Below are 23845 nucleotides of genomic sequence, written 5' to 3' on the forward strand. Positions count from 1 at the left end.
GAGTTGGTAGCCTTGCTGAGAGCCAATGTTCAGTTCATGTCTGAAAATCCTCTCCGAGAAGGAAAGCTGAAGTTCTATTTAAGCTTTTCCGGGAATCCGCCGTTAAAAGGATCGCGTATGATCGTACGTTGCATGAGTGCTGGATAATCGCCTTCAGGGGATTTCCAGAATCAGGGTGGTAGCACGGGTAAAACTCGTCCCTATTATAGGGACGAGTTTTTGTGTTTTTTATCAAGGATAAATGAGGAGTGTAGTGATGGAAAAAGTAGATATGAGCGAGGGTCCGTTACAACGTGAAAATCGAGTAAAAGCTCTCTGGAAAAATGAAGATACATTTAACAAATCCATCTCCAATCGAGAGGGAAATGAAACGTATGTGTTTTATGAGGGGCCACCCACAGCAAATGGCCTGCCCCATACTGGTCACGTTTTGGGACGTGTGATTAAAGATTTCGTTGCACGATACAAAACCATGCAAGGATATCAAGTCATTCGTAAAGCTGGTTGGGATACACATGGGTTGCCAGTTGAACTCGGTGTGGAAAAGAAAATTGGTATCTCCGGCAAACAAGAGATTGAAGCATATGGTGTGGAGAAATTTATTGAAGCATGTAAGGAAAGTGTTTTTGACTACGAACGTCAATGGCGTGTTTTTACAGAGGCCATCGGTTACTGGGTTGATATGGATGATCCATATGTAACACTTCGTAACGAATATATTGAAAGTGTCTGGTATATCCTGTCTACGATTCATCAAAAAGATTTATTATATCGCGGACACCGTGTTGTTCCGTACTGCCCAAGCTGCCAAACATCCCTAAGCTCCCATGAAGTTGCTCAAGGCTACAAAGATGTAAAAGATTTATCTGTTACAGCTAAATTTAAGGTACAAGAAATGAATGATACGTATTTTTTAGGATGGACAACAACACCATGGACCTTACCAGCCAATGTTGCTTTGGCTGTTCATAAGGAACTGGATTATGTGAAAGCGAAGCAAGGAGACGATGTATATATCATCGCGCAAAACCTGGTAGATAAAGTATTGGATGGCCATTACGACATCCTTAGCAATCACAAAGGAAGTGAGTTCGTCGGGCTTACCTATCAGCCGCTGTTCGATTACGCAAACATCAATCGGGCTTATCAAGTGATTGAAGCTGATTTCGTTACAGATGAAAGTGGTACCGGAATCGTTCATATCGCACCTGCACATGGGGAAGATGACTACAATGCGATTAAAACGAGTGAACTGGATTTTTTAAATGTAGTTGACCAAGCTGGGCGCTATATCGATGAAGTTACACCCTTGGCTGGTGAATTTGCGAAGGATTCTGATGTAAAGATCATTAAAATGCTCGCAGAACGGGATTTATTATTTTCAAAAGAAAAATATGAACACAGCTATCCACACTGTTGGCGCTGTGACTCACCACTTATTTACTATGCGATGGAAGGTTGGTTTATTAAAACAACTGCCATCAAGGATACAATCATCAAAAATAACGAATCCATAGACTGGCACCCCGATCATATGAAGCATGGACGCTTTGGTAATTTCTTGGAAAACATGGTGGATTGGAATTTAGGACGTAACCGGTATTGGGGAACACCATTAAATGTATGGATTTGTAAAGACTGTGACCATCAATATGCACCAAATAGTATCCAAGATTTGAAAGATCACGCTAAAGAGCCGCTTTCAGATGACTTAGAGCTACACAAACCCTATGTGGATGAGATCAGCCTTGTTTGTCCTGCCTGTCAAGGTGATATGGAGCGGACAAAAGAAGTGATTGATGTATGGTTTGATAGTGGCTCCATGCCATTTGCGCAGTACCACTATCCATTTGAAAATAAAGCGTTATTCGAAAAGCAATTTCCAGCAGATGTGATTGCGGAAGGAGTGGACCAAACGCGTGGCTGGTTTTATAGCTTGTTAACAGTATCATCTTTATTTACTGGAAAAGCGCCGTACAAACGCGTCCTTTCTCTCGGTCACATCCTTGATGAAAATGGCCGTAAGATGTCAAAAAGTAAAGGTAATGTGCTTAATCCAATGGAGCTCGTGGAGGACTATGGTGCGGATGCACTCCGATGGGCATTGCTTGCTGATAGTGCGCCATGGAATAATAAGCGCTTTTCAGCTGGTATCGTTAGCCAAGCAAAGTCTAAGCTTGTTGATACCTTAGTAAATATTCATGCTTTCTTCACGTTATATGCAGACATTGATCAATTCAGTCCAAAGCAACATGCACAGGGCGAAAAGTCGTTACTGGATAAGTGGGTTTTATCTCGACTTCATACGGTTACGGAGCAGGTAAATCTCCACCTTGATAACTATGATTTTACCGCTGCAGCAAGAGAGCTTTCCATTTTTGTAGAACAAGTGAGTAACTGGTATATCCGTCGTTCCCGCGATCGATTCTGGAGCGAAGGAATGAATGATGATAAATTAGCTGCTTATCACACACTATACGAGGTATTGAGAGTAACGAGTAAATTACTCGCACCATTTATACCGTTTATTACGGAAGATATTCATACCAACCTAACTGGAGATAGTGTGCATTTAGCCAACTTCCCTGTAACTGACGAAACACTTGTAAATAAAGAACTTGAGTCAGAAATGGATGCTGTACTTCAAGTGGTCGAACTTGCTCGGCATACACGTAATGCATCCAACATTAAAACGAAGCAGCCACTTTCACTGCTAACAGTTGTTGGTGAAAAACGATATACGGACGCTTTATCTAAATACAGCTATATTATTGAGGAAGAAATTAATGTAAAAGCAGTTCACTTTCAAGAAAGTGCTGGAGATGCAGTTCAATATGAAATTAAAGTCAACTTCCCAACTGCAGGGCCGAAACTAGGCAAACAAGTAAATATTGTTCAAAAAGCCCTAAAACAGCTGTCTGTTGAGGCAGCAAAAGATGTTGTAGCGCAAGGTTATTTTGAAACAAAATCGCCATCAAGGGAAACTTTACGGATCGAAAAAGAAGACCTTCTTATTAGTCAGACGACCCAAAAAGGAATGGAAATGGCCTCCAATGCATCCTTTGCTGTCTTCTTAGATACCACGATCAGTGAAGATTTACGTAAAGAAGGAGTAGCCCGTGAAATCATTCGTGCTGTCCAACAACACCGGAAAGAATTAGATTTACCAGTTGAAAAACGTGTAACCCTAATATTTGATGTGAGTGATTCAATGAAAGAAATAGTTGATCAGCATAAAGAAATTTTAGAGAGAAACTTATTGGTGAAAGATATCTTATTTAGTCAAAAAGATAATATGAAATATGTAGAATTAGATGAAGAATCAGTAGGAATTGAAATTATCGCCTAATCCTAAATGCTGTCACTTAGCCATCCGATACAATGTTCCATTGTGAACCCGTATCGGGTGGCCTATTTTGTATGGGGAAAGAATACAGTCCATTTAATACTGGAACTGGGCCTCGACCATAGCATTAACCGTAATTTCCCCTGGTTCAATTGGTGTTGAATTACTGTTTTCCATCACAGCAAAAGTTTTATAAGCCGTTGGGGAATCATTGATTATTTCCATGATTTTCGTTGGGATGGGATCATAATTCACTTCTAATGTTTCAGCGATCGTTTGCGCTTTTGCAATCGCATTCTTTAATGCTGCACTTAAGGCTTGTTGGTAGGGAATTTGGTTATCTTCCATAGAAAAATGGATATCCGAGACCCGATTCACGTCGTTTTGAACAGCTATATCTATCACCTTACCTGCTTGATCGATGTTTGTCATTTGTACCGTGATGGCATTCGATACTTGATACCCCCTAAATTGTTGTTTCCCATCGATGTAATCGTACATGGGATTGATATTGTATGCAGTCGTTTGGATATTTTCTTTGGGTATGCCTAATTGCAATAGTGATTGGATAACCTGATTCATTTTGCGGGCATTTTCCTGTTGTGCCTGACTTAGTTGTTCATTCTCTGTCACAGTACCTAACTGGATAGTCACTTTATCTGGTTCAAAAGAGAGACTTGCCTCCCCTGTTACAGTCATCATGCGTTTCATATCTTGTCTATACTGATTCGTCATTGGATAATACATGATCATTCCGCCTTTTTAATTGGTCATTTGTCTTATCGTATGCTAAATGCAGTGATATGTTTAGCAATGGTTCGAATAAACTTTTACAAATTCGTTTAACTTCTTTCGGCTGATGCACACTGACATTGTGACTAAACCCATTTCATTGATCGTAAATAAATATACAGTAGATTTTCCGAATTATCTATGTTAGTATGAAAGCAGCTTCATAATGAATGGGCATTCATTCAGTGTGAGCACACAACAAGCTAACATTTCGATGTATCATTAGATTTTACAAAGGGGAGAAGATCATGTCACTAAAGGGGAAAACTGCAATCGTAACAGGCGGCAGTAACGGAATGGGGAAAGCCATGGCAACTCGTTTTGCTACCGAAGGGGCAAACGTAGTCATTACTGGGCGAAATGAAGAACGACTTGCTGACACAAAAAAAGAGATTACAAAAGAAGCCAATGCAGATATCTTAACCGTACAAATGGATGTCCGAAACCGCGAGGATGTAAAACAAACGATCGAGGAAACTAAGAAAGCCTATGGTAGCATTGACATTTTAGTAAACAATGCAGCTGGAAACTTTATTTGTCCTGCAGAAGAGTTATCGCCAAATGGCTGGAAGTCTGTGATCGATATTTGCTTAAACGGTACATGGAACTGTACACAACTTGTTGGCCAGGAAATGATTGAACAAAAAACAGGTGGCGTTATGCTCAATATGGTAGCAACATATGCTTGGACCGGACAAGCAGCTGTTGTTCATTCTGCTACCGCTAAAGGTGGCATTTTAGCAATGACAAGATCACTTGCAATCGAGTGGGGTAAATACGGTATTCGTTTGAATGCAATTGCACCGGGTGTAATTGAAAATACCGGTGGTTCTGAAATATTGTTTTCATCGGAAGAAGCTGTCCAACAGGTGAAAGAAATAAATCCGCTCGGAAGTGTAGGTCAGTTGGACGATATTGCTGATGCTGCCACTTTTCTTGTATCTGATCAATCCCGCTACGTAAACGGCGATTGTATGACCGTTGATGGTGGTCAGTGGATAGCAAATAACCGATTTATGTAAAGAGAGGATGGAAAAAATGAATGAACTGATAATCGATACACAAGACGGAATTCGCACACTCACACTAAATCGTCCTGAACGTCTGAATGCTATCAATGATGCACTTAGTAAACAGTTAGAAGATGCATTAGCACAGGCATCACAGGATGATACCGTTCGCGTTGTCGTTATCACTGGGAACGGACGGGCTTTTTGTACCGGACTTGACCTGACAGCAGTACCTTCATTTGATACCCGCCATGAGCAATTAGATGATCTGGGCTGGGTCGGACGTCAAGCACTTGGAATCGTTCACTGTGATAAACCCGTTATCGCGGCGATAAATGGTGTTGCAGCAGGTGCTGGATTTTCTTTAGCACTTGCTTGTGATTTATGCTTCATGTCGGAGAGCGCCATTGTGAAGACTGGCTACATCCATCGTGGACTAAGTCCTGATGCAGGTATGAGTTACTTTTTGCCACGGTTAGTGGGGCATGCACGGGCAACAGAAATGATCTTTACTGGTCGCGATGTCAATGCGGAAGAAGCAGAACAGATTGGGCTAGTTTGTAATGTGTTTTCTGATGAAACATTTCGTGAAAGTACTCTAGATTTTGCCGAGGGATTAGCACAAGGTCCCCCCGTTGCGCTTACACTTGCAAAGCGATTGCTTGTAACAAGCTCGGAAGCCGATTTACCAACCATTTTAAAACAAGAGTACGCTTCTATAAAGACTTGTTTTGGAACGGACGATGTAAAAGAAGGCGTTCAAGCATTTTTAGAAAAACGTAAACCTTTATTTCGAGGGAAATAACACGTTATTTTAAATAAAATCTAAGTTTTTTGCTTGACAGCATTATTGACAATAAGCCATTCTATATCTCTTTTATATAAAATGGCTTATTTATTTGGATACATTTCTTGAAGAAAGCGCATGGATTCGTTTATTAAAGCTTTTAATATTTCAATATCAATATCAGCTATTTTGTTGATGTACACACACGCTTTTCCCGATGTATGTTTCCCGAAATCCTTTAATAATTCCTCCCTTGTGGGTTCACCTGTTGCAAAGTACAAACTGATTTTGGCCTTCCTTGGTGAAAATCCAACGAGCGGTGCATCTCCTTCATGACCAGATGCGTATTTATAATGGTAGGCACCAAATCCGATAATACTTGTCCCCCACATTTTCGCTTGATAACCTGTTGTTTCAGTAAAAATGTCCAATAATTGATATGCATCTTCTCTTTTTTTAACATTTTCTACTGCTTCAATAAACGTTATAACACTATTGTCATTTTCTTTTGTTTTCAGTTCGTATGTCATTGGTAAATCCTCCATCTCTTTGCTTATGGGGACAGTCCCCCATTGCTTTACCACTTTAGTGTAGTGGGGGACTGTCCCCTCACCCCACCTTCAAAGCCATTCTCACAGTCTTCAACATATGTCCTTCAAAGTCATCATCAAGTTCTTCTGTCACTTCAAAACCTTTTGCTTCATAAAAGGTTGTGCCAATTACATTGTTCTTTTCCACACTCAAAGTGACTTCCTTGACGCCTGTTAACTGTTCGATACCAGCATTCAATAATGCACTTCCAACACCATTTCCCTGATATTCGGGATATAAATAAAGGGCTGCTAATTCTAGCCTTCCCTCATCGGAAACAGGAGAATAGTTAGCAAACCCTATCACTTTTCCTCCCACTTCCGAAACAAAGATATGCGTGTTTTTCAACCGGCTTTTCAACATCTTATGACTGTAAGCTGCCTTTAAAAAATTATCTTGTATTTGTAGTGGAATTATGTCTTTATATGTTGCATGCCAGGTTCTCCAAGCAACATCCTGTACTTGGTTGATATCTTTTTTCTTCATTTTACGTATAATAAAGTCCATGTCATCACCTTTTACATTTATTTAGATATCAAGTTAATGCCATTTAATCGCAATGACACCGGAGACGCCTTGAAGCAGTTTAGTTACTTCATTTTTATCGATATTTTTATTCCGATCCAATTTTAATGCGATAACATATCGTTGCGCTTTCTTTGATTGTTTCACTTTCACTTCATATTGTGTGACGGTTATTTTTTTCTTTGATAATTGGTCAATCAATATTTGTACATTCTCCTCAGATACTGATTCGATAGTTAGATTATACATTTCTGGTATCGCAAACTTAAATACTCTTTTTAAAAACTCTAAACCGATTAAAACCAACAATGTCCCAAAGATAGCAACCTCATACATGCCACTTCCTACCGCGAGGCCAATGCCTGCTGTTGCCCAGATTCCTGCAGCTGTAGTTAGGCCATGAATGGATTGACGCTGTACCAAAATCATTCCTGCACCAAGGAAACCCACACCACTTACGACTTGTGCGGCAATACGACTTGGATCCAATACAATATCGTTTTCAGAGAGCACATCACTAAACGCATATTTGGAAATAATCATGATGATGGCACTGCCTACAGCAACTAGGAAGTGGGTTCTGAGTCCTGCCTCTTTAAATCGTTTCTCTCTTTCCAGTCCAATAGCTGATCCCAAGACTCCCGCTAATACAATACGAATTAAAAGCTCATAATCCATTTTGAAACACCTTCCCGCTTATACCGAGCTTATTCTACAACACATATTTTTATTTCTTATAGGAGCATTTTTTATTTATTTTATATCTCTAATTGTGAAAAATCCAATAATTGGATTGGAATATTCACAGAGGGATCACACACCGTAACAAATAGTAAACATTAATAAAACTTGCAGTGCTTTGGTCATTATTCACTTACCCTATTCCGTTGCAATGAGGGCGGACATGCCAAATTATATTCCTTGGTCTTTTTATTAATCTCCTTGATTACCTTACGTTTCTCTTTTGTGTCTAACGTACTGAGATTTTCTTTCAATCCATCGATTTCATTTCCCAGCTCAATCCATCTTGGCAGTATATGATTATCTTTCATCGTTTTATAAAGTTGCTTTTCAGCGGGATTCATATAATCCTGTCCAAGGTCAAGCGGCTTCCCTTTACCCGGAAGATCATCAAAATGCCCCTCTCTTTCAGCTTTCTTAATAATTTCAGACATATGGTCCTTATACTGCAACCTTTCTTCGATCTCAAATACAGCTTCTCTTATTGGCTGTTTCCACTCCGTTTGTAATAAGGAATATACAAGTGCATCGTGCGACTGATTATTTTGATACAAATAGCCTCTCAGTTTCCCTTCAAGCGTGAAACCTGCCTTTTTCAATAATTGATTTGACGCCGTGTTCGCAGGATAGGTTATGGCGCCCATACGAAATAGATCCAACGTTTCAAATGCGTATGTTAAAACTGCTTTCACTGCTTCTGTTGTATATCCTTGTCGCCATTTTGCTGGATGTAGATCAAATCCGATTTCTGCCCTTTTGTCTCGTAATTTAAGATTATTTAAGCCAACTGTACCAATGAATTCCTTTGTTTCTTTTAAAACAATCCCCCAACGTAAACCTTGATTCTTCTCAAATAATGTTTGGAATGAATCAATGATTTCTGCTGCTTCCTCTCTGTTTTTCAGGCTTTCAATTCCATAATATTTCGTCACCCCTACCTGTGACATAATATCAAAGTAGCTCTGGTCATATTGATGATCTATCTGAACAAGCTGAAGACGTTTGGTTTCAAGTATTGGAAATTGTTTCATGAAATCGCATCCTTCTGTATTTAATGGAATATAAAACCGTACTACAGATTAACACCTGACATATCTATCCATTCCTTAACGTTTCTTCTTCTACTTTGTTGTATAAAAATCCTGCCGAATATCGGACAACTTTTTGGCCATTTTGTGAACTTCGAGCACTTTAGTTGTGAACTCCGGCGCCCTTTCCGAGAACTTCCTGCACAGAATGATAAACTTCTAAACTAGCTTCCTCCTCAATCCCAATAATCCGGATCTGACATCCGGAGCTCTTCCACTGCATCATCCAGATCATCAGGTGTAATCACATAAATGGGATAGTCTTTGGCGGCCTGGGCTGCTTCATGAAAAAATCGGTTGCTTCCTGGATGTTCATCGTCCATTAGCAGTAGACTTGCCTCACTTTTATCCACCAGCCACATATTTTTCGCCTTAAACTGGAACGCCCCTTTATAGTCCCCCTGATAAATGGGCTTATAAAAGTCAGCAATCATCGTTAGTTCCTGATACTTTTCCTGCAACGGTTCAGGCCAGCGGCTTTGCTGGTTTTCAAATGGTGGCATAATAGCGATCTGGATATCATAGTTTTCCTTCAAATCCATTACCACTTCTACTGTCCATAACTCCACACCCATTTGACCGGACACTAAAATCCATTCTAATCCTTCTTCAATAAAGCCAATTAACCGCTTTTCAATCGCAGCTTTTATAAACGCTATACGTGGATCATCTTCTTTAAAAATACCTAATTCCATTGGTTTATAGCCTGTTACAGTTAAAATTTTCATATGTATCCGTCACTCCTATCACTTATGCAAAAAGATGAAGGCTGGCAAATATATGCCAGCCTTCTTCATGTTACCACCATCTATTCGGTTTGTTCCAATGTTTTGGACCTTGGTTATTGTTGCAATTACAGTTGTTGTTATGATTGTGGTGATGATGGTTTCCATGTCCCATGCCAGGGTCCATTTGGCCACCCACTTGATTACCTGGTCCATTAGGTGAGCCTCCGTATACATCTACACTGTCACAAGTATTCTTAACAGAAGTTGAGTGCGGGAAGACGTGCTTATTCTTCACTAAGTGATGATTCATGACTGTAGTGTGGGACGGATGAATATGCTCCACAACACTTTCTGTGCATTTGTGCACACAATCGTACTTTGTCGGATGTATCACCGGTGACTGTTGGCAACCACATCCGCAATTTGATCCATGATGATGTCTCATTTGAAATCCCCTTTCTTGTATAGGTTCACTACTAACCTATGATAAAGAGGTAAGGAATGTATAAGCTAAGTACCTATTTTAATTATATTTATCTATTTCCTTCAGGTTAATAATGGGCCAACAACCCTTTATTCATTGCAATTCGTTCACAAAAGAAAAATATGATGAGCCCCAGTGCAAAGTAAAAGATGGCATTGAATCCTAAAATCAAGAAACTTTCCCAGCCAATATGGCTGATTGTCACCCCATCAATCATTACGTTTCTTACAAGATCCACCCCTTTAACAAAAGGGAGATAAGCAAACATTGGAGCAACTGATAGCGGTATAAACGTTAATCCTGCCAATATAAATTGTAATATCTGCAGAAAAGCCTGCACCTGCTTAAGCACAATAGATATTCCAGCAATCATAAAACCAACACCAAACATGCTAATCAAAGTCAGCATAAGGATTGGCAATATAGTAAGCACATCAATGTTCAACCATTGCCCAGTTGTAAGCATCGAAACATATAACAAAGCAACAATAACAATAAAGTTAAGTACTGTGGATGAAATAAGACGCGTTACCATAATCCGCCAAACCCCCATTGGGGACATACATAACTGTTCCAACGTACCCCGCATTGCTTCATTGGTTATCTCCCAGCCAATATTGTTCATCACCATCATTGCTAAAAACCAAAAAATATAATTCACAATCGCGTATTGTATATTAATATCCTGTGTACTGGGATCCCCAATTAACTGAATGCCAGCAAACATCCCAAGAAAAATAGCATAAAAGGTGACAATCATTGCAAGTGTATTTGGCAAATAACGTTTTAATTCGATATACTCTTTTTTTGTGTTTGCTTTAAGAAGATTCAGCCAGTGCATCCCTCTGCCCCCTCCTTTACGATTTTCATAAAAATTTGCTCAAAGTTAATCGTGCTGCGATCTATAGATTCAATAAATGTATTTTCCATTTTTAGCACATCAAATAAATCATATATTTCTTCACTTTTCACTAAATCAATTTCTAATGTGGATTGTATGGTGTCTGTTGTGTATTCAAGTTGAGGGAATTTCTGAAGTAAGCATTGATGCTGTTGATCACTTAATAATCCGCCAAGTGTTATTGTATATGCACGAACTTGAAATAAGCGCAATAAATTTTCTACTTTATCATTCGTAACGATTTTTCCTTTGTCGATAATGACGGTTCGATTGCATAAATCCTGTACCACATCCATATCGTGGGAACTGATAATAATTGTCCGATTGTCATCTTTCACAATACTTCGTAACAGGTCACGTACTTCATAGCCTGTCTCAACATCTAAACCAAGTGTCGGTTCATCCAATAAAATTACTTCACTGTCCGCTAGCATAGCTACCGCAATTGCTAACTTTTGTTGCATGCCCCGGGATAGTCGATTTACAAGTTCATGTTGTTTTTCCTTTAGGCTAAACTTTTTCAGCAAATCTTCTATCTGCACCCTAACTTCTTTTCGCGACAAGCCCCGATTACCTGCGAAATAATCAAGATTTTCCTTTACGGTTAGCCGCCAATAAAGATTGCGGTTCCCTTCAAGAACTGCGCTAATGTGGCGCAACGCATCTAACCGTTTCCTCCGACTATTGATACCGTTGATCACGATCGATCCGGAATCCGGTATCAGCAGACCACAAATCATTTTTATTGTCGTTGTCTTGCCCGCCCCATTCGGTCCAAGTAAACCAAGAATTTCTCCCCGATTTACAGTAAAAGAAACGTCGTCTACTGCATGCACAAATTCCTTTGACCTTCTTTTTTTGTATGACTTTTTAAGGCCTTCTACTTCAATAATCGTGTCCATATCCTTCTTCCCTTCCGTTCAAATATTGTGAACTCAAGTTCTATACTAAATGCTACATGAAAAATACCACCTCTTCTACAATCTAAAGAACGAATTCATCTCAGCCTTCAGATGGAGAATTGGGGACTGTCCCCATATATAGGTCCATCATCAACATAGGTATGGTATTCTCCCGATTCTCCCATTGGACACACATCTTTTTCTAATATATCCGCTATAAACGAAGCATCTATAAGACGTCCGCACCAGCTTTCCGGTAGCTTCAACGGATCCACCTTAATGACTTTTGCTTTAAAACCAAGCGAAACAAATTCACGTAACAGGTCAACCACATTTTCTTGAGGACGCCAAAGCGGGTATAAAGGCTCTAATCCTGCCAAAGTAGCAACTTGTTCTCCCCAGTCACGATGCCCTTGTAAATAAATATCACCGAATGCAATGCCATCTACACTAAACTTTTCTTTGATCTCTTTTAAAGCATTCACGAAGTCGCTCTGGTATGTACTAAAATCCGTCTCAATAAAATGCACTGGAATATTTAGGCGTTGAGCCTGTACTTCAATCCGATCTAATTCCTCGTTATGTGCAACAGTCTCCATGCTTTCTTGCCATACCGTTGTAAGCAAACAAACAACTTTTATACCCTTCTGCTGCAAATAATACAGTGCTAAACAACTATCCTTTCCACCGCTAAACGATAACGTTACCCTTCTAGTCATGTTCTCCCCCCTTTCAAACTCATATCCGCTGTAAATGGGTATCCTTAAAATCTGTCGGATATTTTAATCCATATCCAAACGTTCGATCCATTCCTATATGGGCAACAGATATTAAACCAATGGCTAAAAACATGTCATTTGAAAATGTTAATCCAATTAGAATAAGCAAAATTGAAAATACGTATGTGTGTACCATGTTGTAAATAATTGCACCCACTTTTCGGTTAAATGCATACCCAATCATCCATAGATCTGGAATAAACAAAAGCAGAAAAAATAACAACCAGCTAAACCCATTCCCAGCATAAAAATAAATACTTATAACAAGTACCATAAAACCTTCTGCATGCAATAACAGTTTATTCAAGCTAAACACCTCCACGTTACCATCCATTCTAAAACTGTACACTAAAACGATGAAATCTATGAATCCCAGTACCATGCCGTACAACATCCTGTTTCCGCAATTCTATAACCGCTTCTTGTACTTCATCTAACAAGCTAGCATCCATTTCCAAATCATTATGCCCACCATAGATTTTAGCTACCGCTTTCATTCCAGCTATTTTCTCCAAGGAGTTTACGAGATCGATAGGGTTAGTTGATGGGTAAAATGCATAGATCGGTGTTCCAGTATACAGTAAATCTCCCGTAAATAAATATCTCTTTTTTGTATCAAAAATACAAATATGCCCTGGGGAATGTCCTGGTGTATGATAGATAATTAAACTTCTTTCCCCTAATTCAACTATGTCTCCATCTCCCAACAATCCCGTCGGCTCTCCTTGATATGGTTTGTATATATTCGGATTAAATGTATCCGGTACAGGTATCGTTATATTACGCGCCATATCCTTTCTGATTTGTTCAAGCGGAAGTCCTTTGATTCCATGCTTCAGCCAGTCCGCATCCGCTTCATGTACATATATCGTTTCGAATGCATCGTGACTTCCGATATGATCAGCATGAACATGTGTGGTAATAACGATTATCGGTAATTTGGTCAACTGATCTGTTATTCTTTTTATATGATCAATCCCAAGTCCTGTATCAATTAATGCAGCGCTTTCTGCTCCGATCAGCAAATAGGAATGTACCTGCTCCCAATGTCCATATTCGCTAATCGCAAACGTGATATCATCTATTTTTTCGACAGTAAACCAAGCATCTTTGATTTGCATAACGTTCTCCTTCCTTATATAGTTTTCATTATATTCCAATATTTAAGTGTAGTCTATTCAAAAAAACATCATAGAATGAGTTCCATGACGTTTTTTTGATAATTAATATTGGCCTGTTACATTACATGCTTTCATTTTCACGCTCATGCTGTTCTTTTAATAAATCGCGAATTTCTGTTAGTAATGCTTCTTGTGGTTCCAGTTCCTCTGCTTCTTCCTCATCCTTATTCCGTTTTAATTTCATGACCAAGCGGATAAATAAGAAGATCGCAGCTGCGATGACAAAGAAGTCAAATATAGATTGGATAAATTCACCATATAATATTTCTGCGCTGCCAAATGTATATTTTAATCCGGTAAAATCTACCCCACGAAATAGCATTCCTACTAATGGTGTGATAATATTTTCGACAAGTGATGAAACAATTTTCCCAAAAGCTGCGCCAATGACAACGGCAACTGCTAGATCCATCACATTTCCTTCAAAAGCAAATTCTTTAAAATCCTTCCACATACAAGCAACTCCTATCTAACTGTTAATAACTTTTCATGATCTTAAAATTATAATCATAAACAGACTTAATGGCAAACTTTCGTTTTGACGGCTAAATTTTAGGGTACATACTAATAGATGAGTTGATTGCTCATCCAATTGTAACAAAACAAAGGAGTTTTAATCATATGCGAAGCGATTTAAAACATTATATAAATGGAGAATGGATTGAATCAACTGGTTCTGAAACAACCGAAGTTATCAACCCAGCAACTGAAGAAATTATTGGTCGGATTAGTTTAGGTACAGAAGCGGATTTGGATAAAGCTGTACAAGCAGCACGCGCAGCATTTCCCTCCTTCTCACAAACAACAAAACAATATCGAATCGAATTACTAGAAAAAATTGCAGATGAATATGCAAAACGAAAAGATGATCTCATAAAGGTGATTACGGAAGAACTAGGTGCACCCCTTTCTTTATCTGAGAAAGTGCATTATTCCATGGGGTATCATCATTTTAAACAAGCTGCGGAAGAACTTAAAAACTTTTCCTTTATTGAAAAACGTGATAAATCTACAATTATGAAACAAACCATTGGTGTTAGCGGGCTAATTACACCTTGGAACTTCCCAACCAATCAAACTTCTACCAAAATTGCCAGTGCGTTTGCAGCAGGTAGTCCAGTTGTCTTAAAACCAGCAGAAGTAACGCCATATGCGGCAATGATGCTCGCTGACATTTTCGAAGCGGCTGGTCTTCCTAAAGGAGCCTTTAACCTTGTGAATGGTTCTGGCGAGGTAGTAGGCAATGCCATTAGCTCACATCCGGACATTGATTTCGTTTCCTTCACTGGTTCCGGTGCAGTAGGACAGAAAGTGATGGAAAATGCTGCGAAAACAATTAAGAAAGTCGCACTTGAGCTTGGTGGTAAATCACCGCTAGTTGTTTTAGAAGATGCGGACATTAACAAAGCAGCAAAAACCGCTGTCTCCCACATCTCGATGAACACGGGACAGGTTTGTACAGCAGCTACACGTATTCTTGTTCCAAACGCCATAAAAAAACAATTTGAGGAGGCTGTTAAAGAGAATTTAGCAGATTTCCCTGTCGGCGATCCACAAAAAGAAAATGTTTCCGGTCCACTTGTTTCCCAGAAGCAATGGGATACCGTGCAAGGATATATTGAAAAAGGCATGAATGAAGCAACATTGCTCGTCGGGGGTACAGGTAAACCCGATGGCCTCGACAAAGGTTATTTTACCAAGCAAACTGTTTTTACCGATGTTAAAAACGACATGGTAATTGCACAAGAGGAAATATTTGGTCCAGTCATGTCGATCATCACCTATGACACGATTGATGAAGCGATTGAAATCGCTAATGACACAGTTTACGGTTTAGCTGGGTATGTAGTCGGTGAAGACCCCGAAACACTGCAAAAAGTTGCAGCCAGTATTCAAGCCGGACAAATTACGGTGAATAACGCGAAAACCGATTATTCCGCGCCATTCGGTGGGTTCAAGCAATCCGGAATTGGCAGAGAATGGGGCGACTTCGGAATCGAAGAATACCTTGAACCAAAGGCAGTTATGGGTATGCCTTCTTAATGTAAAAGATAAAACCGGGCAGATTAAATCTGAATCTGCCCGGTTTTATTATTTTTTCGATTAATAATGAGAAAAAGTTGTGACCGCTAGTAACCCTTCTCCTATTAAATATGGGCAGGACCGAATATAAAGGGTGATATAATCACCAATACCCCCACAGCTATGTAAAGAACGCCAAAAATCCTTGCAAATCGTTTTTCATCCCCGTACATATTTGCCCACAAGAAAATAGTCACTAGGAATAATGCTCTTTTCGTCAAAACCAAATAACCTAAGTACATAATAAAAAGTCCGAGCAGCATAATCAATTTGGTTCCCATTCCATTACTCCTTCCTAGTACGTCTACAAACAACCATACGAATGAGACAAGAAAAAGTTTCATTTCGAATATCAATCTAAATCTTCTGCCTTTATATGGTATAATTGATCTGAACGCTTTTTAAGCAATGCTTACAACTATAATTTAGGAGAGATTTGTATTGTTCAAAGATGAACGCTTTAAAGGGCTTTCTGCTAATGATTTAAAGCGTGATTTAATTGCTGGTGTAACGGTAGGTATTGTTGCAATGCCACTTGGGATGGCCTTTGCTATCGCGTCTGGAGTAAATCCTGAATATGGGCTTTATACAACTATTATTGCGGGGATATTAGTCGCTTTACTTGGTGGATCCAGATTTCAGATAGCTGGACCAACCGGTGCATTTATACCAATATTGCTTGCCATCGTTTTACAATACGGCTATGAAAATTTATTAATTGCCGGATTTCTAGCAGGTATTATGCTGATGATTATGGGTGTATTTAAATTAGGGAACTTAATCACCTATATTCCCCGTTCCGTAACAATTGGATTCACATCCGGAATTGCTGTCATTATTTTCAGTGGACAAATTGGTGACTTCCTAGGTTTGGAAGGGCTGGAAAAAAAAGAATATTTCCATGAAAATATGATACAGCTATTTAAAAATGTATCAACGATCAATGGATTTAGCGTCTTAACAGCAGTGATGGGGATACTCATTATTGTTTTCCTCCCCAAGTTCTTCCCACGGGTACCCGTTCTTTTAGTGGCACTTATTCTCCCAACCATTATTGCCGTCATCTTCTACCCGGGAAAATTAGCAACAATTGGTACAGCATTTGGTGGGATTTCGCAATCACTGCCTTCCTTTAAATTTCCGGCCATTACGTGGGATAAAATTCTTATGTTATGGCAACCTGCTTTCGTTATTGCGATGCTCGGTGGAATTGAATCTCTGCTATCCGCAGTTGTGTCGGATGGCATGACAGGAAAACGACATAACTCCAACCGTGAGCTTGTTGGACAAGGGATTGCCAATGTGGTCACACCGATGTTTGGCGGCATTCCTGCTACGGGTGCGATCGCTCGTACAGCTACCAACATTAAAAGTGGCGCAGTCAGCCCTTTTTCCGGGATTTTCCAAGGGATATTCGTGTTAGTTACTTTATTATTATTTGCGCCATATGCATCCAACATTCCATTGGCAAGTATGGCTCCTATCTTAATGATTGTTGCATTTAACATGAGTGAATATAAATCATTCTGGCATATATTAAGATTCAAATCGAGTGATTCACTTGTTTTGGCAGCGACATTTCTTTTGACCGTCTTCGTCAATCTTACTGTTGCAGTGCAAATTGGGCTTTTACTGGCAATGGTCTCATTTATTAAACGAATGAGTGAAGTATTTGAAATAGAGAAAGTCATACCTGCATTGGCAAAGGATGAAAATAGAGAAACAAGCGAGATTGAATCGAAGTGTCCGCAGCTAGCCTTTTATACCGTAACCGGGGCTTTATTTTTTGGAGCGGCAGATAAATTTGAAACCATCATCACGCGCTCCATCAACAAACGTCCGACAGTACTCATATTAAAAATAAGGCATGTCCCAATGATTGATGCAACGGCTGAAGCAAACTTAGGTTCCTTGGTGAAAGATTTTAATAAAATAGGTGGAACGGTTTTAATTGCTGAAGCAAATGAAGCTGTCATTAAAGTGCTTCAAACTAGTGGATTGTATGAAACTATCGGCAGCGAGCACTTTTTCAATGATTCCACAGATGCCATTGATTATGGGTTAAAAATCATTAACGTAAAAAAATGCCCGATTTGTTCGCACTCCGGGCGTACAACTTGTAAAGTTTTTCAGGAAAGTACTACATTAGATAAATAAAATTGCAAAAGCCAGCATCCACTTACCAGATGCTGGCCCTTTCTAATTAAAGCATAGATGGGATATCCGAAACGGCTGTCGGAAATACATAGGTCACTTTTTTCAAATCAGCTGTTGTCAAATTCAGTTGAATAGCCATGGCAAAATAATTGATTAGTTCTCCGGCTTCCCCACCAAGTAAGTGGGCACCTAAAATATGATCCGAATCTTTATCTATGATTATTTTTACTGCTGCGGTGTCGTCATTCGTATGTTTATACGTGAACCACTCCGCTATATCCATGTTGTTCACTCTGGTATTGTATCCGGCATCTTCAGCCTGTTGTTCTGACATACCTGCCATTGCAAGCTTAGGCGTTGTAAATACGACAGATGGCACTCCCGTGTAATCTGCTTGGTGTTTGTTTCCCTTTAAAATGTTATTGCTTACAGCTTCCGCTTCCAACTGTGCGACAGGTGTTAATGGTGCACCCGGTGTGTCCGCAACATCTCCTGCCGCGTAGACATCAGGGTTACTTACACTTTGTAAGCATTCATTTACAGTGATACCTGCCTTCTCATAATTCACATTTCCCTGTTCTAGATTTAATCGATCTACGTTTGGTGCACGCCCCCCACCATGTACGACAATATCACCAGCAAAGGTTACTGTTTCCTTATTTTTTTCCGCCTTCACCGTAAAGCCCTGCGTACTTTTTTCAATTGCTTTCACAGATGTGTTCAAATGTACGTTAATTCCAATTTCCTCTGATTTATCCACAAGTCGTTTTACTAAATCAGGGTCAAATGCCTTGAGCGGGGATTCTCCCCGTTGAATAATATGAACCTCACTTCCCGCTCTTGCAGCAATGTGGGCAAATTCAAAAGAAACATAACCACCACCAACAAAAATAATCCGTTCAGGTAATGACTCCATTTCAAGAAATTCATCACTATAGGTAAGATATTGTTTCCCTTCGATTGGTAATGAGACTGGATCGGCACCAGTCGCGATCACGATTTTCTCCGCTTTAAGAATCTGACCATCATTAATTTGTATTTCATGCGCACCTACAAATGCTGCCTGTCCATGAAATGTTGCGATACCAGATTCTTTTAAACCTTTTTCCGTTGCATCCGGAACCGGGTCCGTAAATGTTCGTTTAAAATCAATTAACGTTTTCCAGTTTACGCCACTCTTTGAATCAATACCTTTATGCCGCATTCGCATATTTTGATCAATCAATTCTGTCGCACTTGTCAATACTTTCTTAGGTATACAACCACGTATTGGACATGTACCGCCATATCCGCGAGAATCAATAACTGCTACATTCAGACCATCATTACGACATTTATTTGCTATCGCTCCCCCACTTGGACCGGTACCAATTACAATCACATCAAATTTCTCAGACATTACTTAACACCTTCCTCTTCTATTTACTATTTTCCCTGATGTTTACAACTTAAACAAAATTGCTTTTTTGGTAAGGCATTTTTTTTAGGTGAAAAAAGGTTGATTTGACGCGATAAAAACGTTCCTTGCGTAATAAAAAAAAGTTTTTTTAAGAAAAGGTTTATATTTTTGATTCTATGTGGTATACTAAGATTAATTATTGATGTTCGTTTGCAATATACAAGATCGTTGTAACAGCTGTTAGTGGTTATCGTCTTGAATTATGAGAACAAAAATAGTAATAAACGTGCAATAAGCACATGGAGGCAAATATATCATGAATAATGGTACAGTAAAATGGTTTAACGCAGACAAAGGTTTCGGTTTCATCGAAGTTGAAGGTGGAGACGACGTATTCGTACACTTCTCAGCAATTCAAGGCGAAGGTTTCAAAACTTTAGACGAAGGTCAAGCAGTAACTTTCGAAATTGAAGAAGGCAACCGTGGACCGCAAGCTACTAACGTTGTTAAACAATAGTAAGTAGTAAATAAAAGAGGCAATTCTCACTTTGTGAGGATTGCCTCTTTTTATTGCTTTCAATAAGTAATAAAGCGACCCCAGCTTGGCGGTCGCTTTAAATCATTCGGAATATCCGGTATTCGCTCTTACTTTCACTTCTGCATAACGTTCCATGTCCGCTTCTTTAGAAAACTTAGTACCTATATACCCTCCGAGAAATCCTAAAGGCACAGAAATCAACGCGGGATTGTCCAGTGGAAAAATGGGATCCCCGACAAACAATGCCGCCCCCTCAATAGGTGAGAAAACGCTCGGACTAAGGGACACTAGGATTAATGCTGAAAATAGACCAGTTAGCATGGCCGTAACTGCTCCAGCCGTATTAAATCGTTTCCAATAAACCGTATAAAGAATCACTGGCAAATTAGCACTTGCCGCAATACAGAATGCAAGGGAAACAAGAAATGCCACATTCAATGATTGTGCAAAGAGCGCCAATAAAATAGCAAATACAGATACCGCTAAAGATGCATAGCGTGCCGCCAACATTTGCTGTTTATCAGAGGCTTTTCCTTTTTTTATGATTTGCCCATATAAATCGTGTGCGAATGCTGATGCGCCTGATAATACGAGCCCTGCAACAACTGCCAGAATGGTAGCGAAGGCAACAGCTGATATGAAGGCAAATAAAATGTCACCGCCAAGTGCCTGCGCTAATAATGGTGCGGCCATATTCCCGCCAGGATTTGCTGCAAGAATTTTTTCATCGCCAACAAATGCAGCTGCTCCAAACCCAAGAAACAATGTTAAAACGTAGAAAATACCAATCGTCCATGTAGCAGTAATAACAGAGCTCCTTGCTGTCTTAGCGTTATTAACGGTGAAGAAACGCATGAGAATATGTGGTAAGCCTGAAGTTCCGAGTACCAATGCAAGCATTAATGAAATCGTACCTAATGGCTGTGTATACTGTAACCCCGGCTTCAGATAATCGGCACCATGACTTGTAACTGTTTTAACTTCAGTAAACATCGTCGATAGATTGAAATTAAACTTTAACAAAACGAGAAAAGAAATAATAACCATTCCAGCCATAAGCAGGATTGCTTTAGTAATCTGAACCCAGCTTGTCGCAATCATTCCACCGAATAATACATAGACTGTCATCATGACACCAACGATAAGTACCGCAATCCAATAATCAATGCCGAATAACAATTGAATAAGTGCTCCTGCCCCAACAAGTTGCGCGATCATATAGAAAGTAACAATTGTAATGGTACTGAGTGCAGCCGCTCCTCTTACCTTTTTCGCATCAAAGCGGGAATTAATCATATCTGCCAGTGTATATTTCCCTAAATTTCTTAACGGCTCTGCAACTAGAAATAACACAACCAAGTAAGCAATTAAAAATCCGATACTATAAAAGAAGCCATCAAATCCAAATAATGCAATCGATCCAGCAATACCAAGAAAGGAAGCAGCCGACAAATAATCACCTGCAATAGCTATTCCATTTTGCCAGCCTGTTAACTCGCCTCCAGCCGTATAAAAGTCACCAGTAGTTTGCGTGCGTTTGGCAGCAAAGTAAGTAATAACAAGTGTTAATAAAACAATTGCAAGAAAAAGAACAACAACAGTCACATTCATTTGGTAGTGCCCCCTTTCTTAAGCTGATCTTCAATGATTTGATCTGCCTGCTTATCAAAGGTAGCAGCTTTTTTTACATAAATGGTACAGAGCACCCATGTCATAATAAATTGAGCAAAGGCAAATAGCCATACCCAAGATATGTCGCCAAATGCCGGTTTGTTAAGAAAAGTGGTGTAAGATGTTAGTATGGGTAGCAAAAAGTAAAAAATCATAAAAAACACTGTCAAAGGTACAATGAATTTTTTCTTGTTATGCATTAATTTTTTAAACTGGTTGCTGTTTACCACTTTTACATAATCAGGCTTCTTTTCATCATGGCCTTCCATCTGCTGATTTTCATTACGCAAAGTAATCCCTCCTGTACTGTGGATCTATCCCGTTTTCTCCCGTAAGCAGATAGATCCCAGTTAATATCACGCATGATTTCATTTGCATCTAACCTATTTTTCCATTGTCGATAGATCACCTGTTGGCAAATCGAGATCCCATGCCTTTAGTACACGACGCATGATTTTTCCACTTCGCGTTTTTGGTAAAAAGTCACGTACTTCGATTTCCCTTGGTGCTGCATGTGCTGCAAGCCCCTCTTTTACAAACAAGCGAAGCTCCTCCTCTAGTGCAACTGTTTTAGAATAGCCATCCCTTAATGCGACAAATGCTTTTATAATCTCGCCACGAACAGGATCCGGCTTTCCGATAACTGCTGCTTCTGCAACCGCAGGATGTTCCACGAGTTTGCTTTCCACCTCAAATGGGCCAACCCGTTCGCCAGAAGTAGTAATTACATCATCATCTCTTCCTTGAAACCAGAAATAACCATCTTCATCTTTTGATGCAAGATCACCGGATTCGAACCAACCTTCTATTGGAAAATATGCTTTAAATCGCTGCTCATTTTTCCATACTTTACGCAACATAGATGGCCAGCCTGCTTTAATACATAGTGGTCCCATTTGTCCCGGTGGAAGTTCATTTCCTTGTTCATCCAAAATGGCTGCCTCAATCCCTGGAAAGGGTTTCCCCATGGAACCTGGTTTAATTGGCATGGATGGATAATTAGAAATAATAATGCCACCAGTTTCCGTCATCCACCAATGATCATGAATTCGTAACCCATAAACCTTCGTTCCCCAATGAACCACTTCCGCATTTAATGGTTCACCGACACTTAAAACATGCCTCAATGAACCGAGATCGAAGTCATTCACAGACGACTCTCCAACTGACATCAATCTACGAAATGCTGTTGGTGCACTTAGCCAGACGGTGACCCCGTACTTCTCGATTGTTCCATACCAATCCTCAGGGCTAAATCGACCACCACGAATTAGGTTAGATGTACCATTCAGCCACGGACCGAAAATGCCATATGAAGTCCCCGTTACCCAACCCGGGTCTGCCGTACACCAATATACATCCTCTTCTTTTAAATCAAAAACCCACTTAGCTGTTTGATATTGCTGAATCATCGCATTGTGGACATGCAGGACACCTTTAGGCTTTCCCGTAGAACCCGACGTATAATGCAGGATCATCCCATCTTCCCGGTCAACCCACGCTATCTCCAAATCATTGGATGCTTCTTTCATTACTTGTTCATAGTTGTAAAAATTCGTATGTCCATCCTTATTCGGTACATCTCCATCACCAACTACAATGATATGCTTTAAATTGGGAAGTTCGTTGTAAGGTACGCGTGATAGTAAGGCCGGTGTCGTAATCAATGCGGACGCATCGCTATTTTCCAGGCGATCCCTAACTGCTTGCTCCATAAAAGCTTCAAATAGTGGGCCGGATACTGCCCCGATTTTCAATATCCCCATCATACTTATATAAAGTTCAGGTGATCTTGGCATAAATAAAAACACCCGCTCTCCCTTTTCAATCCCAATCGTACGTAATACATTTCCGAACTGATTAGATAACAATTTCATATCCTGAAACGTATATTTTTCATCACGTTCCAGATCACTATAATAAAGTGCAACTTTATTTTTCCTCCATGTATTTGCGTGACGATCAATCGCTTCATGCGCCATGTTTACCTTCCCAGTCTCATGCCATGAAAAATTTCTCTCCACATCTTCCCATGAAAAACCGGCGTATGCTGTGTCATAATCCGGCATATTCGCCTGCTCCCTGATTGGAGCGATCATTTTATTCACTTGCATTTTCCCCCTTTTAGACAAGCTTTTTTGAA

At 39.7% G+C, this 23845-nt stretch carries 24 protein-coding genes, 1 pseudogene and 1 other annotated feature (1 of these 26 cut by a window edge); of the genes and pseudogenes, 6 read left to right on the forward strand and 19 right to left on the reverse strand.

The window, feature by feature from the left end; genetic code table 11:
- Positions 1-205: a binding site (T-box leader), on the forward strand; it begins 47 nt to the left of the window's first position.
- 66 nt (positions 206-271) lie between these two features.
- On the forward strand, positions 272-3349 hold the full coding sequence (gene ileS, locus JOC34_RS13430) for an isoleucine--tRNA ligase (RefSeq protein ID WP_420856149.1): 3078 nt from the start codon (positions 272-274) through the stop codon (positions 3347-3349).
- 93 nt (positions 3350-3442) lie between these two features.
- Here ileS and JOC34_RS13435 read toward each other — a convergent pair whose 3' ends face one another.
- Positions 3443-4093 carry an SIMPL domain-containing protein gene (locus JOC34_RS13435; protein ID WP_205137288.1) on the reverse strand — a complete coding sequence of 217 codons (651 nt, stop codon included), beginning with the start codon at positions 4091-4093 and terminating at the stop codon, positions 3443-3445.
- Between the two features lie 293 nt (positions 4094-4386).
- On the opposite strand from JOC34_RS13435, the gene fadH reads away from it, so the two are divergent.
- Both fadH and JOC34_RS13445 read left to right on the forward strand, forming a co-directional pair.
- Positions 4387-5160: a 2,4-dienoyl-CoA reductase gene (gene fadH, locus JOC34_RS13440; protein ID WP_205137289.1), complete on the forward strand. Its 774-nt coding sequence runs from the start codon at positions 4387-4389 to the stop codon at positions 5158-5160.
- Between the two features lie 16 nt (positions 5161-5176).
- On the forward strand, positions 5177-5953 hold the full coding sequence (locus JOC34_RS13445) for an enoyl-CoA hydratase/isomerase family protein (protein WP_205137290.1): 777 nt from the start codon (positions 5177-5179) through the stop codon (positions 5951-5953).
- 86 nt (positions 5954-6039) lie between these two features.
- Here JOC34_RS13445 and JOC34_RS13450 read toward each other — a convergent pair whose 3' ends face one another.
- From JOC34_RS13450 to mscL, 13 genes and pseudogenes are all read right to left on the reverse strand, one after another.
- Positions 6040-6465, reverse strand: coding sequence for a DUF1801 domain-containing protein (locus JOC34_RS13450; protein WP_205137291.1), 426 nt, complete (start codon positions 6463-6465; stop codon positions 6040-6042).
- A gap of 79 nt (positions 6466-6544) precedes the next feature.
- Positions 6545-7033, reverse strand: coding sequence for a GNAT family N-acetyltransferase (locus tag JOC34_RS13455; RefSeq protein ID WP_205137292.1), 489 nt, complete (start codon positions 7031-7033; stop codon positions 6545-6547).
- Between the two features lie 33 nt (positions 7034-7066).
- On the reverse strand, positions 7067-7729 hold the full coding sequence (locus JOC34_RS13460) for an MgtC/SapB family protein (protein WP_205137293.1): 663 nt from the start codon (positions 7727-7729) through the stop codon (positions 7067-7069).
- Between the two features lie 188 nt (positions 7730-7917).
- Positions 7918-8823 carry a GNAT family N-acetyltransferase gene (locus JOC34_RS22115; RefSeq protein WP_205137294.1) on the reverse strand — a complete coding sequence of 302 codons (906 nt, stop codon included), beginning with the start codon at positions 8821-8823 and terminating at the stop codon, positions 7918-7920.
- Positions 8824-9056: 233 nt separating this feature from the next.
- Positions 9057-9608 carry an SLOG family protein gene (locus tag JOC34_RS13470; RefSeq protein WP_205137295.1) on the reverse strand — a complete coding sequence of 184 codons (552 nt, stop codon included), beginning with the start codon at positions 9606-9608 and terminating at the stop codon, positions 9057-9059.
- A gap of 18 nt (positions 9609-9626) precedes the next feature.
- Positions 9627-9821, reverse strand: a complete 195-nt coding sequence (locus tag JOC34_RS22120) for a hypothetical protein (RefSeq protein ID WP_338062681.1) — start codon at positions 9819-9821, stop codon at positions 9627-9629.
- Positions 9822-9825: 4 nt separating this feature from the next.
- Positions 9826-10053, reverse strand: a pseudogene (locus tag JOC34_RS22125) (CotD family spore coat protein); the annotation flags it as partial.
- A 106-nt stretch (positions 10054-10159) separates the two neighbouring features.
- The gene (locus JOC34_RS13480; RefSeq protein ID WP_205137297.1) at positions 10160-10933 is read right to left on the reverse strand and encodes an ABC transporter permease; all 774 of its coding nucleotides are present in this window, start codon (positions 10931-10933) and stop codon (positions 10160-10162) included.
- Positions 10921-11895: an ABC transporter ATP-binding protein gene (locus tag JOC34_RS13485; protein ID WP_205137298.1), complete on the reverse strand. Its 975-nt coding sequence runs from the start codon at positions 11893-11895 to the stop codon at positions 10921-10923. The genes JOC34_RS13480 and JOC34_RS13485 overlap by 13 nt, the downstream gene beginning before the upstream one ends.
- Positions 11896-12002: 107 nt before the next feature.
- Positions 12003-12614: a Dph6-related ATP pyrophosphatase gene (locus JOC34_RS13490; protein WP_205137299.1), complete on the reverse strand. Its 612-nt coding sequence runs from the start codon at positions 12612-12614 to the stop codon at positions 12003-12005.
- A 19-nt stretch (positions 12615-12633) separates the two neighbouring features.
- The gene (locus JOC34_RS13495; RefSeq protein WP_205137300.1) at positions 12634-12981 is read right to left on the reverse strand and encodes a DUF4260 domain-containing protein; all 348 of its coding nucleotides are present in this window, start codon (positions 12979-12981) and stop codon (positions 12634-12636) included.
- A 28-nt stretch (positions 12982-13009) separates the two neighbouring features.
- Positions 13010-13795, reverse strand: coding sequence for an MBL fold metallo-hydrolase (locus JOC34_RS13500; protein ID WP_205137301.1), 786 nt, complete (start codon positions 13793-13795; stop codon positions 13010-13012).
- Between the two features lie 121 nt (positions 13796-13916).
- The gene (mscL, locus tag JOC34_RS13505; RefSeq protein ID WP_205137302.1) at positions 13917-14309 is read right to left on the reverse strand and encodes a large conductance mechanosensitive channel protein MscL; all 393 of its coding nucleotides are present in this window, start codon (positions 14307-14309) and stop codon (positions 13917-13919) included.
- Between the two features lie 167 nt (positions 14310-14476).
- Here mscL and JOC34_RS13510 point away from each other — a divergent pair, with 167 nt between their 5' ends.
- Entirely contained in the window at positions 14477-15898 is a 1422-nt protein-coding gene (locus JOC34_RS13510; RefSeq protein ID WP_205137303.1) for an aldehyde dehydrogenase family protein, read from the forward strand.
- Positions 15899-16002: 104 nt separating this feature from the next.
- On the opposite strand, the gene JOC34_RS13515 is transcribed toward JOC34_RS13510, so the two are convergent.
- The gene (locus JOC34_RS13515; RefSeq protein ID WP_205137304.1) at positions 16003-16218 is read right to left on the reverse strand and encodes a hypothetical protein; all 216 of its coding nucleotides are present in this window, start codon (positions 16216-16218) and stop codon (positions 16003-16005) included.
- A 160-nt stretch (positions 16219-16378) separates the two neighbouring features.
- On the opposite strand from JOC34_RS13515, the gene JOC34_RS13520 reads away from it, so the two are divergent.
- Positions 16379-18094 (forward strand): SulP family inorganic anion transporter, encoded by a 1716-nt coding sequence (locus JOC34_RS13520; protein ID WP_205137305.1) that lies wholly within the window; start codon positions 16379-16381, stop codon positions 18092-18094.
- Between the two features lie 46 nt (positions 18095-18140).
- Here the strand turns inward: JOC34_RS13520 and JOC34_RS13525 are convergent, their stop codons facing one another.
- Positions 18141-19493, reverse strand: coding sequence for a dihydrolipoyl dehydrogenase family protein (locus tag JOC34_RS13525; protein ID WP_205137306.1), 1353 nt, complete (start codon positions 19491-19493; stop codon positions 18141-18143).
- 316 nt (positions 19494-19809) lie between these two features.
- Here JOC34_RS13525 and JOC34_RS13530 point away from each other — a divergent pair, with 316 nt between their 5' ends.
- Positions 19810-20010, forward strand: a complete 201-nt coding sequence (locus JOC34_RS13530) for a cold-shock protein (protein WP_205137307.1) — start codon at positions 19810-19812, stop codon at positions 20008-20010.
- Between the two features lie 102 nt (positions 20011-20112).
- Here the strand turns inward: JOC34_RS13530 and JOC34_RS13535 are convergent, their stop codons facing one another.
- The 3 genes from JOC34_RS13535 to acsA form a co-directional block, all read right to left on the reverse strand.
- Positions 20113-21642 (reverse strand): solute symporter family protein, encoded by a 1530-nt coding sequence (locus JOC34_RS13535; RefSeq protein ID WP_205137308.1) that lies wholly within the window; start codon positions 21640-21642, stop codon positions 20113-20115.
- Complete coding sequence (locus JOC34_RS13540) at positions 21639-21971, reverse strand: DUF485 domain-containing protein (protein WP_205137408.1); 333 nt, start codon at positions 21969-21971, stop codon at positions 21639-21641. Before JOC34_RS13540 ends, JOC34_RS13535 begins: the two co-directional genes overlap by 4 nt.
- A 114-nt stretch (positions 21972-22085) precedes the next feature.
- Positions 22086-23816 carry an acetate--CoA ligase gene (gene acsA / locus JOC34_RS13545; RefSeq protein ID WP_205137309.1) on the reverse strand — a complete coding sequence of 577 codons (1731 nt, stop codon included), beginning with the start codon at positions 23814-23816 and terminating at the stop codon, positions 22086-22088.
- Positions 23817-23845 lie beyond the last annotated feature (29 nt).

The sequence above is a fragment of the Virgibacillus halotolerans genome (assembly GCF_016908515.1).
Lineage (GTDB): Bacteria > Bacillota > Bacilli > Bacillales > Amphibacillaceae > Virgibacillus_M > Virgibacillus_M halotolerans.

Excerpts from the sequence above, each read along its gene's own strand:
- JOC34_RS13535 (WP_205137308.1), bottom strand. The coding sequence starts at position 21,642 with ATGAATGTGACTGTTGTTGTTCTTTTTCTTGCAATTGTTTTATTAACA.
- JOC34_RS13480 (WP_205137297.1), bottom strand. The coding sequence starts at position 10,933 with ATGCACTGGCTGAATCTTCTTAAAGCAAACACAAAAAAAGAGTATATC.
- JOC34_RS13525 (WP_205137306.1), bottom strand. The coding sequence starts at position 19,493 with ATGTCTGAGAAATTTGATGTGATTGTAATTGGTACCGGTCCAAGTGGG.
- JOC34_RS13455 (WP_205137292.1), bottom strand. The coding sequence starts at position 7,033 with ATGGACTTTATTATACGTAAAATGAAGAAAAAAGATATCAACCAAGTA.
- JOC34_RS13485 (WP_205137298.1), bottom strand. The coding sequence starts at position 11,895 with ATGGACACGATTATTGAAGTAGAAGGCCTTAAAAAGTCATACAAAAAA.
- JOC34_RS13500 (WP_205137301.1), bottom strand. The coding sequence starts at position 13,795 with ATGCAAATCAAAGATGCTTGGTTTACTGTCGAAAAAATAGATGATATC.
- JOC34_RS13445 (WP_205137290.1), top strand. The coding sequence starts at position 5,177 with ATGAATGAACTGATAATCGATACACAAGACGGAATTCGCACACTCACA.
- JOC34_RS13490 (WP_205137299.1), bottom strand. The coding sequence starts at position 12,614 with ATGACTAGAAGGGTAACGTTATCGTTTAGCGGTGGAAAGGATAGTTGT.
- ileS (WP_420856149.1), top strand. The coding sequence starts at position 272 with ATGAGCGAGGGTCCGTTACAACGTGAAAATCGAGTAAAAGCTCTCTGG.
- JOC34_RS13435 (WP_205137288.1), bottom strand. The coding sequence starts at position 4,093 with ATGTATTATCCAATGACGAATCAGTATAGACAAGATATGAAACGCATG.
- JOC34_RS13460 (WP_205137293.1), bottom strand. The coding sequence starts at position 7,729 with ATGGATTATGAGCTTTTAATTCGTATTGTATTAGCGGGAGTCTTGGGA.
- JOC34_RS13530 (WP_205137307.1), top strand. The coding sequence starts at position 19,810 with ATGAATAATGGTACAGTAAAATGGTTTAACGCAGACAAAGGTTTCGGT.
- JOC34_RS22115 (WP_205137294.1), bottom strand. The coding sequence starts at position 8,823 with ATGAAACAATTTCCAATACTTGAAACCAAACGTCTTCAGCTTGTTCAG.
- acsA (WP_205137309.1), bottom strand. The coding sequence starts at position 23,816 with ATGCAAGTGAATAAAATGATCGCTCCAATCAGGGAGCAGGCGAATATG.
- mscL (WP_205137302.1), bottom strand. The coding sequence starts at position 14,309 with ATGTGGAAGGATTTTAAAGAATTTGCTTTTGAAGGAAATGTGATGGAT.
- JOC34_RS13470 (WP_205137295.1), bottom strand. The coding sequence starts at position 9,608 with ATGAAAATTTTAACTGTAACAGGCTATAAACCAATGGAATTAGGTATT.
- JOC34_RS13450 (WP_205137291.1), bottom strand. The coding sequence starts at position 6,465 with ATGACATACGAACTGAAAACAAAAGAAAATGACAATAGTGTTATAACG.
- JOC34_RS13515 (WP_205137304.1), bottom strand. The coding sequence starts at position 16,218 with ATGGGAACCAAATTGATTATGCTGCTCGGACTTTTTATTATGTACTTA.
- JOC34_RS22120 (WP_338062681.1), bottom strand. The coding sequence starts at position 9,821 with ATGGACCAGGTAATCAAGTGGGTGGCCAAATGGACCCTGGCATGGGAC.
- JOC34_RS13510 (WP_205137303.1), top strand. The coding sequence starts at position 14,477 with ATGCGAAGCGATTTAAAACATTATATAAATGGAGAATGGATTGAATCA.
- JOC34_RS13540 (WP_205137408.1), bottom strand. The coding sequence starts at position 21,971 with ATGGAAGGCCATGATGAAAAGAAGCCTGATTATGTAAAAGTGGTAAAC.
- fadH (WP_205137289.1), top strand. The coding sequence starts at position 4,387 with ATGTCACTAAAGGGGAAAACTGCAATCGTAACAGGCGGCAGTAACGGA.